This is a genomic window from Anaerotruncus sp. G3(2012), assembly GCF_000403395.2.
GTDB lineage: Bacteria > Bacillota > Clostridia > Oscillospirales > Ruminococcaceae > Anaerotruncus.
The window spans coordinates 197,167-210,589 of the sequence record NZ_KE159677.1; the positions used below are offsets into that span (position 1 = coordinate 197,167).

A 13,423-nucleotide genomic window follows, 5' to 3' on the forward strand; every position below is an offset into this window, starting at 1 on the left:
TTTCACTGCCGCTGTATAGCATCACAGGCCAGCCGACGCGGAAAAGCGGCTCTGGGGGGCGTTTGTGTCCCCCAGTCCGTCGGAGAAATTCTGAAAACCTGTTTTCTATCGCATCAAAAGTTTCATCCACTTTTCCAGCGGAAGTCTGGTTCCAGACCAGACTTCCAGTCGCAAAGCGCATTCCTCGGGGCTTCTCGGGCTTTCAGCCCGAAGCGCGGCATACGCCGCGACGCCCCTGCGGGCTGTCTTGCGGGTTAGGGGTCACCGGGCGCATGTTGTTTTGGATTCCAGACCAAAACAACGCCCGTCGCTTCTCGGGCTTTCAGCCCGGAGCGCGTTTCACGCGACGCTCGGGCAGGATGCGCCTTGCGGGCGAGGGGTCAGCGACCCCTCCCCGCAGGCCCCACCCCGACAAGCTGGGAGAAGTTCTCTTCTCTCTCATAACGAAAAGTTTCGTCCACCTTTTCAAAGGTGGCGGGGTCGAGGGGCAGTGAGACAGCGTCAGTTTGGTTCCAGACCAAACTGACAGGCGCAAAGCGCCTTCCTCGGGGCTTCTCGGGCTTTCAGCCCGAAGCGCGGCATACGCCGCGACGCCCCTGCGGGCTGTCTTGCGGGTTAGGGGTCAGCGACCCCTCCCCGCAGGCCCCACCCCGGCAAGCTGGGAGAAGTTCTCTTCTCTCTCATAACGAAAAGTTTCGTCCACCTTTTCAAAGGTGGCGGGGTCGAGGGGCGGAGCCCCCGTCGGAATGCTCAGAGCCGCATGATGGTGTTGGCGTTTGCCACCATGATAAGGGTGGACACGAGCGCCATTAAAAATGCACCGAAATAGATGGTACCAGTATGCTTAAACGACTTGCGCACGATCACTGTCCCGGCAATCATCATCGGGACGAACGGGATAATCAGACAGATGTTGACCCACGACCGGTTGGCATTCCACATCGCCACACCGGTGGAGAAGAGCACTGCAAACTGAATCGCGATCAATCCGAGCAGCCCGGCCACATTGACCGCCACGCAAAGCGCAGTATTTTGCCACTCTTTTTTCGTCTCGGTGCGGGCGCTGGCATTCACCATAAACGAAGTGACCAGCCAGAACACAAGCATAAACGGCAGATAGTGCGGGACCAGCGCAAGGATGTTGCCGTCAGCGGCGCGGATCGCGAAACTCCAGAACCGGAAGTCCACGATGAAAAACCGGTCGGCAAGCAGGACAAAACTGTACGCCACCGAGGTGACCAGGAACGCCAGCAGGGCGGATTTGCCTACATTGGTCCATGTGGTCCGGACGCCCCACCGATCCGGGTTATCTCCATGCTCCCTGCCATAGAGGAAATATCCCGCTGCAAAGATCGCGATAGCGGCAGCCGCGTTGACCAGTGCCCAGACGATAATCGCGTTAGGGCCGGGCTGCGGGAAGAAGGGGGTGCTGTTATTCGCCACGCCATCGGTAAAAATTTTCCCGTAAGCGAGACCGGAGAAGGTCGGCATTACCGTTGCGCCCGGAATGACCGCCAGCAGCACCAGGCTGATGATCGAGATCAGACGGCCTCTGGAATCGGCCGGCTGCGGCTTGGCCGCAGGGACTTCCTCCCGGATTCCCGAGAAGAACGCCGTTTTCATCAGCAGACAGGCGAACGGCAGCAGGAAGAGGAAAAATCCGATCAGACCGAGCGCGTTGAAGCATTCTTTGAGGAACCAGAGCTGGCTGCCTGCCGCGATGGGGTTCGGCGCGCCCAGTGTATCCATAAAATACTGATTGGTGATGGTCGCATTCTGCGCGGAGAAGAACTGCCACTGATGGCTGGTGGGCGGGTTGTAGACCACTCGCATCGAACCATCCGCAATGTCGCCATAGTAGCGCCCGATCTCGACCTTCTCATGATTGTCAAAGCCGGACAGTTCCACCACATCTTTTCCGGTTTCGGGACTGGTCGAGATGCTGGTATCCATTGTGAAGGTGCCGGGGACGGCCTGGTTGATGAAGAATTTCGCCTCCGGGGATACAGTCATATCCGGCCACTGGTAACCATCCACCTTGCTCACCTGCACAGGAGCGCCCTCGTCATATCGGGCGAAGTTGATCCCCACGTTTACGCCGCTGGGCAGGTTGCTCAACAGGTAACGGTCGGGGAAAAACGCGAGAATCAGAGCCGAGCGAACCTTGGTGGAATAGTCGCCGCCGTCCGCAGGCTGGTCGGCGTAGACCTTCCCATGCTCATTGCGCCCGTAGGCGTCCAGCGTAAATGACACGTTTCGTCCGCCGGTCGAATGTCCGGTAATGCCGATCCGGTCCCTGTCGATATAGTCAATATTCTGGTAGACATACTCCACCAGTTGGAGCATACCCAACCCGTAGTAGCTGCGGTTATAAGCGTACTCTTCCACCGTACCGGAGGAATCGCCTGCACTGTAGGTGTCCATATTGAATACCACAAACCCGCGCCGCGCAAGCTCGATCGAGGTGATGTCCTGCGTCTCAAGGGTGGCGTGGTAGCCATGGCTGGTGATAACACAGGGCGCTGGATTTTCCCTGCTGGCGGTTTCGGGCTTATGGATCAGAACCCGCAGCGTTTCCCCCTGCGGCATGGGAATTTTAACATCCATAATCTGTATCCTGCCCATATCCGTCTGAATCAGGCTCGCGCCGATGCAGCTGACCAACATCAGCACGAGAGCGACTGCCAACAATCGGAGCATGGTTTTCTGTTTCACAGCGATTCCCCTTTCTCCCCGCGCAATCACGCGGATTCCATCTTTCGTTTTTTCTCTTCTCAGGACCTCTTTTCTGTCTGTCTTTTTCTCGTCTGTCGTAAATGCCGTTTCCTAATTTTATTCCGCATACGCCGCCCTCCGCAGTACACGGGCTGGTTTTACAGACGGCGCTTGGGTCAGGCGTCTCCCATCAGGAGTTCCACCACTTCCCGCAGCGTTTCCCGTTCCCCGACATTTCCTGGAAAGATCACATATGGCATCCCTGGGAATTTGCTTTCGGGACCGGTCATCCAGACCGGAATCCCGGGTTTGATCTGTCCCATCACCTCGGCGCGATGCACCCGGAGCGCCTTGGTTCCCACGTCGCTCGAGGTAATCCCGCCTTTGGCGATGATGAAGTTGGGGCGCACCTCCAGCAAACCGATGATACTGGTCACAGCGTCCGAAATCCGCACCGAAACTTCTAGCTGCTTGTCGGGGTCCCCGGTGGGCAGGTCAAACCGGTCCCGCCGGGTATAGACTGCCACACTCTGTCCGGCGCGGATTTTGTCCTGTGCCAGCGCCACCACCCGTTTGACCTCCCCTTCCAATCCGCCGGGCTGCAGCACGAGATGCTGGTCAAATTGGATGAACGCGATGGGATACCGGCAGCTGCGCAGTTCTTCCATCTGCTGGGTGGTTTTGTTGACGTGCGAACCGATCAGGACCACACCGCCGTTGCGGTTCTCCTGCGGAACCAGCTCGGCGCGGGTGAGCAGGGGCCGTTCCGGGACGCCGCCCAGCACCCTGGTGACAGCGGCGGCACTGCGGAACAGGAACCGTTTCCCGGTGCGCAGCGCCCGCAGAAACGCGACTGCAAACACCTCGACATCCTGATAATCCGCGCTGTTGACGATCACCTTTCCAAAGTTTTTGACCGACAGGAGCTGCTGGGTAATCTTGTCGTAGTCCATTGCACGCAGGTCCTCGAGCGAGATGCAGACAACCTCTTCCGCCCGCACCGCGCCGCCGGACTTCTCCGCGCACCAGTCGGGCAGCGCTGAGGCGGTATACCCGAACGAGCGGTCTTTGGCAAACTCGGTCTGTCCCGCTGGGATCAGCTGGTCCCCCTCTTTCACATAATGTATATTGTTGAGGGTAAACCGTCCGCCTTCCAGAAAAAATGGATAGAGGATTTCCCCGTCAAACGGCGCCGCGCCGCAGGACTCGAGCGTCTCGCGCAACACTGCGGTTTCCAGCGGATAGTGCCCCCTCAGGGTGGAATCGCTGCGGCTGATGAGGATATAGTCTTTTCCGGCTGCGCGCGCCGCAAGGTTGACCGCTTCCGCAATCTCCCGATGTGCGGCAGTCGTCTGCGGGACGGTCATGCTCCGTGAATTGGTGAGGATGAAAAACATCCTGCCCGGCTCTTCAAACGCCTGCCGCACCGTTTGAGGCGTCCAGTCGGTATAGACCGGCACTCCATGCACCGTCTGGACGCCGGTAGGATCATCATCCAGTACGACCACCTTTTGCGCACTCTGTGCAAGCTCCTCCGACAGCAGCGCTCCAACCCCGCTCCTGTCTGTGGCGGGCAGCTGCGCAAGTATCGAGATTTCCACCGGCTGAACCTGTTCCATTTAGGATGCCCCCTCTCTATAGCTGGATTCGACGACCACACCCGCGAGCCGCTCAAAATACTGCACAATCCCGCTGTGATCCTCGTCCATGTGTCCGCCCACCTTGAGCGCCTGCATGATCTCGAAGAGCTGCGCAGTCAGCGGAAGCGGCACGTCCAGTTCATGGGCGGTCGCAATCACATTTTTGACATCCTTATGATTGATGGAGATTTTGCCGCCCGGCTTAAAATCCCGCCGGAGCATCATGGGCGCCTTGGCTTCCAGGACCGCACTTCCTGCCAGGCCACCCCGGATTGCCTGAAATACCCGCCCCGGATCGGCCCCGGCCCTGGTTGCAAGCACCATCGCCTCGGATACCGCAGCGATCCCCATGTTTACAATGATCTGGTTCGCGAGCTTGGTCACCGACCCGCTCCCGACAGGGCCGACCAGCGTGGCGGAAGCGCCCATCACCTCAAAACAGGGTTTTGCGCGTTCAAAATCCGCGGAATCCCCGCCCACCATAAATGCCAGCGTACCATTGACCGCGCCGGGTTCCCCACCGCTGACCGGGCTGTCCAGGAACCGGCACCCGAGCGCCCCCAGTTTTTCAGCACATATCTTGGAGTCGCCGGGGGTGACACTGCTCATATCCACCACCAGGCTGCCGGGCGCAAGAGATCCGGCCACCCCATCCGGGGCAAACAGGACCCGCTGGACAATGCTTCCATTGGGCAGAATGGTGAATACCAGACCGCACTCCTGCCCGATCTGCGAACACGCAGCGGAACGGGCGCCGAGCCTGGTCAGGATCTCCACTCGCTCCTGGCTGACATCGTTTACCAGAAGTTTACAGCCTGCTTCCAAAAGCCGCTTGGCCATGGGAAGCCCCATGATTCCCAATCCGATAAATCCAATCTGTTCCATAGAATCCTCCTCTGGTCTGTTTGTTGTCTTTATTATACAGTATTCCGGTATACCGGTCAACCGGTTTTGGTGCTGTTGCAAGAAAACTTTCCGGTAAAAAATCAGTATTTTTGCACAATGCCGGTTTCTTCTCTGTAAAACCGGCAAAGAAAATACCCTCTGGCAAAAAGACGGAAAAAACCTGTCACAAAACCGGAGAGTATGTTATAATATAGCCAACACCCTGAAAAATGAGGATTTGTTTTTCAGGCGCGGGCAGAAATCCGTCCGTATGCAGAGCATGTTCGGCGACCATACAACCCCAAGCAGACATCTGTGGCAGAACCGCTGTAGGTCTGCTTGCAGAGAGGAAACCGGGCAGATGCAGGAAAAACGTGCAGGAATGCCGGGGGTATTCCTGGCAGCTTTGGCGCAGCTATGAAACGGAAAAATTCCCGCGAAAAACCGAGGAGGGGATCGCCTTTGCTGAAAACGGCGCCTTTGCAGATCAGGGCTTATGAGCATTTGCGGGAGATGATCGAGGAAAACCAGCTGGAGGACGGGGTGATCTATTCCGAAACCAGGCTGGCAAAGGAGATCGGCGTATCGCGCACCCCCATGCGGGACGCGCTGCAAAAGCTGGAACAGGAGGGGCTGATTGAGATTCTGCCCAGCCGCGGATTCCAGCTTCAGGCGATCACCCCGGAGCGGATTCAAAAAAACAACCAGGTGCGCAGCGCATTGGAATGTTATAGCGCGGTGGTTCTGACCCGGAATTTCCGCACCCCCAAGGCGCAGGAGTCGATCCGCAGGCTGGGGGAGCTGCTCGGCCTGCAGCGGAAAGTGTTCGAGGAGGATGGGGAGATTTCCGAATTTGTGCGCTACGATCTGCAATTCCACCGGACGGTGGTGGAGTCGCTCGAAAACGAAGAACTGTCCAAGCTGTTCTGCAACCACGTCTACTGCATCCAGAAGCTCGCGAGTAAGTCGCTGCTGCATACCGGTCGTCTGGAAGCGACCCTGCGGGAACACACCGCCATCTATGACGCCATCCGCACAGGGGACCTGCTCAACATCTACGACATCACGATGCAGCACATGGAAATTACGACCGAGATCAACCTGATTGATCTGAAAGAAGGCTGAAATAACTGCTGCAAAATGCGCCTGTCCGGTTTTATCCGGACAGGCGCATCCCTGTTAGAAACCAGTTTTATCTTTTGCCGCTCAACAGCCAGATAACCTCCGATTCATGCCGCGCCGGACGCCCCATCAGGTCGCGGATCGCGTCGGAGGGCTTTTTATTCTCATAAAGCACCCGGTAGACCTGCTCGATAATCGGCATCTCCACCCCCGTACGCTGTGCGAGCTGGTACGCACATTTTGCGGCGGTGTATCCCTCGACCGTCATGCCGACCTCTTCGATCGCCTGTGTGGCGGTGCGGCCCTTCCCGATCAGTTCGCCCGCGCGATGGTTGCGGGAATGTACGCTCGTACAGGTGACGATCAGGTCACCGATCCCCGAAAGGCCGGCAAACGTCTCGGTCGAGGCTCCCATCGCGACCCCCAGCCGCGCAATCTCAGTGATCCCGCGGGTCATCAGGGCCGCTTTGGGGTTATCCCCCAGCTGAAGGCCGTCCACAATCCCGGCGGCCAGAGCAATCACGTTTTTGAGTGCGCCGCCCAGCTCCACTCCGGCCACATCGTCACTGACATAAATCCGGAACCATCTGTTCATCAGCATGTCCTGCACACGCTCGGCAGTGGCGCGGCTCCGGCTCGCCGCAACCACTGTAGTCGGCACCCCGCGCGCGATCTCCTCCGCATGGGACGGGCCTGAAAGCATGACGCTCTGATGGGTGGGCAGCTCCTCCTGCATCACGTCTGAAAGGGTCTTGAGACTGCCCTTTTCAAACCCTTTGGAGACACAGGCTGTCACCGTATCCGGGCGTATCCGCCCCTTCAGCTCGCCGCAGATCCCCCGCACCGCAAACGACGGGGTCGCAACGATCGCGAGATCGGCGTCGATCCGCTCCGGCAGCGTACAAGTCATGGAGACTCCGTCGGGGATGCGGATGCCGGGCAGCAGTTTTTTGTGCTCCCGCTCGGTCAAAAGAGTCTCGATCTCCTGTTCGAACGGGGAATACAGATTCACCTGATGCCCATTGTTCGCGCACATGACGGCCATCGAGACACCCATACCGCCCGCGCCCAAAATCCAGATTTTTGCCATTCGCAGTCCCTCCTGTATTTGTTATGACAACCATACCGTTTTCTTTCAATTATAGGGACACTGGTTTAGCCTTAATCAATGTCGTGTAGATTCAAGCAATTCCAGCCTTCTGCTGTTTTTGCAGATACAAATTCACACAGATTAAAACAGGTTCGCTTGTGTACTAAGTTGTGTACCCTATTTCTTTCATTATGGAAGAAATTTTGATTTCACAAACTCCTCAACAAATTGGAATCTGTCAACTTCTTTTCTGTTTCAGCAATATCCTTTTCAATCAGTGGACGCATACTATCCTTATACTTCGATAAATCGGCACTCCGCAAACACGATAATATTTCTGGAATATATTGCGGCTTTGCTGAACCAACCTGTGTGAGAGCCTTTATGCATTGTCTGGCTGTAATCGGCTTTTCATCCGTTATATGTGCAAGAAAATCAGTAATTATCAAATCGAAACGGTTTTCCTCATCCCACTGAGCATTTGCCGCAAGAATATACAACACCCGATTTCTCACGAACGATTTTGGATGATTGAGCAGAGACGCAAAGTCATCAAAATAATCATACCATTCATCTGTTTCTTGACTTTCTGCTATAATTTTATCAGCAAGAGCGCAAGCATATTTATCGTCTTTCACCGTCAACTTAGTCACAATATTTTCTTTCATGACGTTCCATCTCCAAAACTCGATTTGTCATCTGCATTCTAATATTTTAGACTTGTGTACCAAACGCCGCCCAAACCCATGAAACCGTTGCAGCGCAATGGATTCGGGCGGCTGATACCTTTAACTGTCAAAAAAGGCCATAAGCCTAGGTCTTGTTTGAAAATAGAGAAATAGACGGATAGAGGCTGTTTGGTATCTTTGGCAAGGGGGCTTTTTCTCTTGCAAAAAGCCCCCTCTTGCCGCTTTGCGGCAATTCACCCGAAAAAAGCGCTTCATAGGAGAAAGAGTTCCGCGCTCTGCGGAGCGCGTCGGGGGCTCTGCCCCTCGACCCCGCAATTTTTCGAGAAAAATTGAGTAAAGCTTTAGATACTGAACAACCCCTAAGCCCCACCCTGGCAAGCTGGGAGAAATTCTTTCCTCTTCCATAATCAAAAATTTCGTCCACCTTTTCAAAGGTGGCGGGGTCGAGGGGCGGAGCCCCCGCCGCTCCTCAGCGCTTGTTATTCTGTCCGAATTTATATTCGGTGCCCGCACGCAGCCGCTGGATGTTGCTGCGGTGCTTCCAGATGCCCAGACTGCTGACAATCAGCGAAAAGAGCAGCTCCCCCCAGAGCGGCTTGTCGAGCAGCAGGTCGACAGCGACCACGACAAATGGGTAGAGGGCAAAGCCAATAACCGAGATCAGCGAAACAATCTTGACCGCAAAGACCGTTGGAATTGCGATACCCGCGATCACCAGAAACGGAATCGGACTTACGATAACCGCCGCGCCCAGGCTGGTGAGGACCCCCTTGCCACCCTTAAAGCCAAAAAAGAGGGGGTAGAGATGCCCGAGGATGACAAACAGGCCCGCAATATAACCGGCGTCGATCCCCTGAATCCCTGCCAGGGAAAAGATGATCCTCCCAAGCGCGACCGCAATTACCCCCTTGCCAAAGTCGCCGATGGCGGTGAATGCCGCCATCTTTTTTCCATAGCTGCGCAGGATGTTGGTCATGCCCGCGTTTCCGCTGCCATGGTTGCGCACATCGTCTTTGGCGCCAATCCGCGAGACGATCACCGCAAAACTGACACTCCCCAACAGATAGGAAACCAGTGCCACAACCGCTGCAAACAGGCAGAGTTTCCAGTTGACAGATGCAAAAGCCACTGTCTGCATAAAAAACACCTCTCTTCTGCGCGCCCGTATCTATCCTATGCGGCACGCGCCGGGATATGCGGAGTTCTACCCCCGCGTCAGGAACCCTCTGCGGCGGCGCTCCGAAACGCTTCACCGCGGCTTACGGGAAAGCCCGCAGCAGTGTCCCGGGTCAGCCAGCGTGAACCAGCGGCTCTCGGTCCGGGACAAAGGCCGGCGGAACTTTCCGCATAGCTTCTCAAACCGTCCTCAGTCCTTCCCATCCCCGCGCTCCCGCACGACGATCCGCACCGGTGTCCCCTCCAGCCCAAATGTTTCCCGGATCTGGTTTTCGAGGTAGCGCTGGTAGGAAAAATGGAACAGCTCCTTGTTGTTGCAGAAAAAGACAAACGTTGGCGGACGGGTGCTCGCCTGTGTACAGTAGAAGATGCGCAGGCGTTTGCCCTTGTCGGTCGGGGGCTGGACGCGCGCAGTCGCATAGGCGAGCAGATCGTTCAGTTTTCCGGTCGAAATCCGCATGGCATTCTGCTCGTTGACAAAGTTAATCAGCCCATACAGCTTGTCAACCCGCTGTCCGGTTTTGGCCGAGATAAACAGGAACGGCACATAGGACATAAACGAAAAATCGCTCTCGAGCTTCCTGCGGTACTCCTGCATCGTGCGCCCGTCCTTCTCGACCGCATCCCACTTGTTGACCGCGACAATACATCCCTTGCCCTGCTCGTGCGCATACCCCGCAACCTTGCTGTCCTGCTCGGTAAAACCGACCGTCGCATCAATCATGATGACGCAGACCTCGCTCCGGTCGACCGCCATATACGCCCGCAGGACGCTGTATTTTTCGATCTCTTCATCGACCCGGGATTTGCGGCGGATGCCTGCCGTATCAATGAACACATACTTTCCGTACTCGTTTTCAACCGCCGTATCGGTCGCGTCGCGGGTGGTCCCGGCGATGTTCGAAACGATCACCCGCTCTTCCCCCGCAATCCGGTTGATGAGCGAGGACTTCCCGACATTCGGCTTGCCGATCACCGCGACCCGGACGACCTCATCCTCCTCATCTTCCTGCTGGTCAAAGTCGATCTGTTCATAGCAGGCGTCGAGCAGGTCCCCGGTCCCATGTCCGTGGGTCGAAGATACCGCGATCGGGTCGCCGAGCCCGAGGTTGTAAAACTCGTAAAACTCCGGCTGCGGTTCCCCCAGCCGGTCGCACTTGTTGACACAAAGGACGATCGGCTTGCCGCTCTTCTGGAGCATCGCCGCGACCTCCTGATCGGTGGCTGTCACACCGGTTTGCAGGTCGGTGACCAGCACGATCACATCCGCGCTGTCGATCGCCAGCTGTGCCTGCCTGCGCATCTGCGAAAGGATCACATCGTCCGAATACGGCTCGATCCCGCCGGTGTCCACCAGCATGACCTGCCGGCTGCGCCACTCGCACGCACAATAGACCCGGTCGCGGGTGACGCCGGGGGTATCCTGCACAATACTGATCCGCGCACCGGCCAGTTTATTAAACAGGGTCGACTTGCCCACATTCGGGCGGCCGACAATTGCAATCAATGGTTTTGCCATGGGTTCACTTCCTTTCACCAAAGGTACCTTCGGGCAGGCACCCGGTCATTGCGCCATAGAGCTGCGCGCCATCGTTATCCACCGGGACGGCAGGCACCCCGAGCCGTTCCTCCAGCTCATTGAGGGTCAGATCGTCGAGGAACCGGTCCCGCTCGTGCCGCAGCATCACCGAAGGCAGCAACAGCCGCTCCCCAAGCGTGATCCCCCCGAGCTGTTCCAGAATGTCCCTCCCGGTGACCAGCCCCGCAACCGTGATCTGCTCCCCGAAAAACCGGTTTTCGATCCGGTGCACCCGAATCTGCATCCCGGGGTGTTTGCGCATCACCTGCTCTGCCAGCTCGCGGATCAGCGGATAGGCAGCCTCCCCGGTGACAGTGCTCAGGACGCCGGACGCACTGGTTTCCGGATCGTCCGCGAGCGCATCCTCGAACTCCTCCCGCAACAGCGCAAGGGTGCCCACCCCATCCTCGAGCTGGTCAAATGCGCCGTAATACCGCGGCTCCGGAACCGGCAGTTCCGCCTTGAGGAAAAACTCGTCGGACGGGTACGCCACCCGTTCCCCATGGGTTTCCCACATCCGGCCGGCGAACCGGTGGATGATCTCAATGGTCTCCCGCGCCCGTTCCCGGTCGTAGGGGCGCAGCGGCTCCAGGCCCTCCCGGAACCGGGTCAGTCCGACCGGCACACAGGCAATGCTTTGCAGATTGGGGTAGAGCGCGCCGAGATCGTTGAGCGTGCGCTCCAACGCAGGCCCATCGTTGTAGCCTGGGCAGAGTACCAGCTGGCTGTTGACCCGGATGTCCGCATCGCACAGCCGCCGGATATAGGCTAGGCTGGAAGCGGCGCGGGGATTCTTCATCATCCGGACCCGCAGTTCCGGGTCGGTGGTATGCACCGAGATATTGACCGGCGAAATCCGCATCTGGATGATCCGGTCGATGTCCCCGTCGGTGAGGTTGGTCAGGGTGATATAGTTGCCAAACAGAAAGGACATCCGGCTGTCGTCATCCTTAAAATAGAGGGTTTCCCGCATCCCCGGGGGCATCTGGTCTACAAAACAGAACACGCATTTGTTCTTGCAGGAGCGCTGCTTATCCATCAGGTAGGTTTCAAACTCCAGCCCGATGTCATCATACTCCCCCTTGCGGATCTGTACCGAACGCGTTTTGCCAGCCCGCAGCAGATCCAGAACGATCCGCCGGCTGGTCACATAAAAGCGGTAATCGAGCAGGTCGTTAACCGGGTGCCCGTCGATCGCCGCCAGCGTGTCACCCGGCTGTATCCCGGCCCGCGCGGCGTAGGAACCCGGCTGGACACTCTGAATCAATACCGGCATGGCAGAACCTCCTTCGGATACAAAAACGGAGGCGGAAAACCATCCGCCTCCGTTGCCCGCATGATCGCGTTACGCTTCCATCTTGATGACTTCACGGTCCTTGTAATAGCCGCAGTTGCCGCAGACCCGATGGGGAACTTTCAGTTCTCCGCAGTGTGTGCATTTGGAAAATGCAGGGGCTTCCAGCTTCCATACATTCGAACGTCTTTTATTTTTGCGCGCTTTTGAGGATTTTCTCTTTGGTACTGCCATGATTGGTACCCCTTTCCAGATTTTATCGTCGTCACGGTACGCTGTGCCTGCTGCACAGGCACCCATTTTGTTATTCGCCGAGCAGTTCCCGCAGCTTGGCAAGACGCGGATCGCCCGCTGACGGGCGGCAGCCGCAGTCCCCCTCGTTGAGGTTGGCTCCGCATTCAGGACAAAGCCCCTTACAGCCTTCATCACACACCATCGAGGTGGGGAGTTCGAGGAGAATATCGGCCCCGGCAAGCTCTGCCAAATCAAGCTGCCCGTCCGGTATTACTATAAGCTCATCGTTGTCCTCACGGTTCAGGGATAAAACCAGGATGTGTGAGAACTCCATCCGTTCCGTACGGCTGAGCGACGTAAGACACCGATCGCACACCGCATCCAGAATGAAGTCCGCCTGATAGCTCACGCTGACGATCCCCGAGCGGTTCTGCGCGCGCCCGCTGACCCGGACCGGTCCGGCAAACAGCCTGTGGCCCCACCGCTTTACATCCTCCAGCACAAGCGAACAGTCAAACGCCTGCTCCGCGCCGGGATTGTCAAACAGTTTGGAAAGGTCCAGTTTCATGCGCTCTTCTCCATTCGGTATCGCACTTCAGGGTTTTGCATCCGCGTTTTTGGGCGCAGTGCCCCACGGACGTTACGCAGATTATTATAAACTTTTTCCATTGCCTTGTCAAGGGAAAACGGACAACTCCCGCACGAAGCCGCAAAAGATTCTGAATCGGGGGCTCCGCAGATATCCCGTATCTTTTGAGGCAACGGAAGTTTGGGTTCCAGACCAAACTTCCGGGGCGCAAGCGCCCTTCTTCGGGGGACTTCTCGAACCTGCGGTCCGGACTGCGAGCCGCAGCGAGCGTTTCGAGGCCAACCGCCACAGGCGGCTCTTAGGCCGAGATCGCGGCGTACGCCGCGACGCCCCCTCAGTTTGCCTTGCGGGCTAGGGGTCGGTGACCCCTCCCCGCAGGCCCCACCCCGATGGGGCAAAGTGCGCTTTTT

Annotated in this window: 11 protein-coding genes and 1 pseudogene; 1 reads left to right on the forward strand and 11 read right to left on the reverse strand. The window is 57.3% G+C overall.

What is annotated here, in order from left to right; translation table 11 throughout:
* Positions 1 to 750: 750 nt before the first annotated feature.
* The 3 genes from C814_RS19025 to C814_RS19035 all read right to left on the reverse strand — a co-directional run bounded on the left by C814_RS19025 (position 751) and on the right by C814_RS19035 (position 5,240).
* Entirely contained in the window at positions 751 to 2,715 is a 1,965-nt protein-coding gene (locus C814_RS19025) for an alpha/beta hydrolase family protein (protein ID WP_155846433.1), read from the reverse strand.
* Positions 2,716 to 2,891: 176 nt separating this feature from the next.
* Positions 2,892 to 4,334, reverse strand: a complete 1,443-nt coding sequence (locus tag C814_RS19030) for a four-carbon acid sugar kinase family protein (RefSeq protein WP_016317071.1) — start codon at positions 4,332 to 4,334, stop codon at positions 2,892 to 2,894.
* A complete protein-coding gene (locus C814_RS19035) occupies positions 4,335 to 5,240 on the reverse strand; it encodes an NAD(P)-binding domain-containing protein (protein WP_016317072.1) in 906 nt (301 codons plus the stop codon). It lies immediately after the preceding gene.
* A 462-nt stretch (positions 5,241 to 5,702) separates the two neighbouring features.
* Here C814_RS19035 and C814_RS19040 point away from each other — a divergent pair, with 462 nt between their 5' ends.
* Entirely contained in the window at positions 5,703 to 6,365 is a 663-nt protein-coding gene (locus C814_RS19040) for a GntR family transcriptional regulator (RefSeq protein ID WP_016317073.1), read from the forward strand.
* A gap of 67 nt (positions 6,366 to 6,432) precedes the next feature.
* On the opposite strand, the gene C814_RS19045 is transcribed toward C814_RS19040, so the two are convergent.
* The 8 genes and pseudogenes from C814_RS19045 to C814_RS19070 form a co-directional block, all read right to left on the reverse strand.
* Positions 6,433 to 7,452 carry an NAD(P)H-dependent glycerol-3-phosphate dehydrogenase gene (locus C814_RS19045; RefSeq protein ID WP_016317074.1) on the reverse strand — a complete coding sequence of 340 codons (1,020 nt, stop codon included), beginning with the start codon at positions 7,450 to 7,452 and terminating at the stop codon, positions 6,433 to 6,435.
* A 209-nt stretch (positions 7,453 to 7,661) separates the two neighbouring features.
* On the reverse strand, positions 7,662 to 8,120 hold the full coding sequence (locus tag C814_RS19050) for a hypothetical protein (protein WP_016317075.1): 459 nt from the start codon (positions 8,118 to 8,120) through the stop codon (positions 7,662 to 7,664).
* Positions 8,121 to 8,610: 490 nt separating this feature from the next.
* Positions 8,611 to 9,279 carry a glycerol-3-phosphate 1-O-acyltransferase PlsY gene (gene plsY / locus C814_RS19055; protein WP_016317076.1) on the reverse strand — a complete coding sequence of 223 codons (669 nt, stop codon included), beginning with the start codon at positions 9,277 to 9,279 and terminating at the stop codon, positions 8,611 to 8,613.
* 228 nt (positions 9,280 to 9,507) lie between these two features.
* Positions 9,508 to 10,836: a ribosome biogenesis GTPase Der gene (der, locus tag C814_RS19060; RefSeq protein ID WP_016317077.1), complete on the reverse strand. Its 1,329-nt coding sequence runs from the start codon at positions 10,834 to 10,836 to the stop codon at positions 9,508 to 9,510.
* A gap of 4 nt (positions 10,837 to 10,840) precedes the next feature.
* Positions 10,841 to 12,046: a DUF512 domain-containing protein gene (locus C814_RS19065; protein WP_347707305.1), complete on the reverse strand. Its 1,206-nt coding sequence runs from the start codon at positions 12,044 to 12,046 to the stop codon at positions 10,841 to 10,843.
* A pseudogene (locus tag C814_RS24990) lies at positions 12,023 to 12,175 on the reverse strand (PDZ domain-containing protein); the annotation flags it as partial. The gene C814_RS19065 and the pseudogene C814_RS24990, both read right to left, overlap by 24 nt.
* A 66-nt stretch (positions 12,176 to 12,241) precedes the next feature.
* Complete coding sequence (rpmF, locus tag C814_RS0105545) at positions 12,242 to 12,424, reverse strand: 50S ribosomal protein L32 (RefSeq protein ID WP_022788557.1); 183 nt, start codon at positions 12,422 to 12,424, stop codon at positions 12,242 to 12,244.
* 70 nt (positions 12,425 to 12,494) lie between these two features.
* Positions 12,495 to 12,992: a YceD family protein gene (locus tag C814_RS19070; RefSeq protein WP_016317079.1), complete on the reverse strand. Its 498-nt coding sequence runs from the start codon at positions 12,990 to 12,992 to the stop codon at positions 12,495 to 12,497.
* Positions 12,993 to 13,423 lie beyond the last annotated feature (431 nt).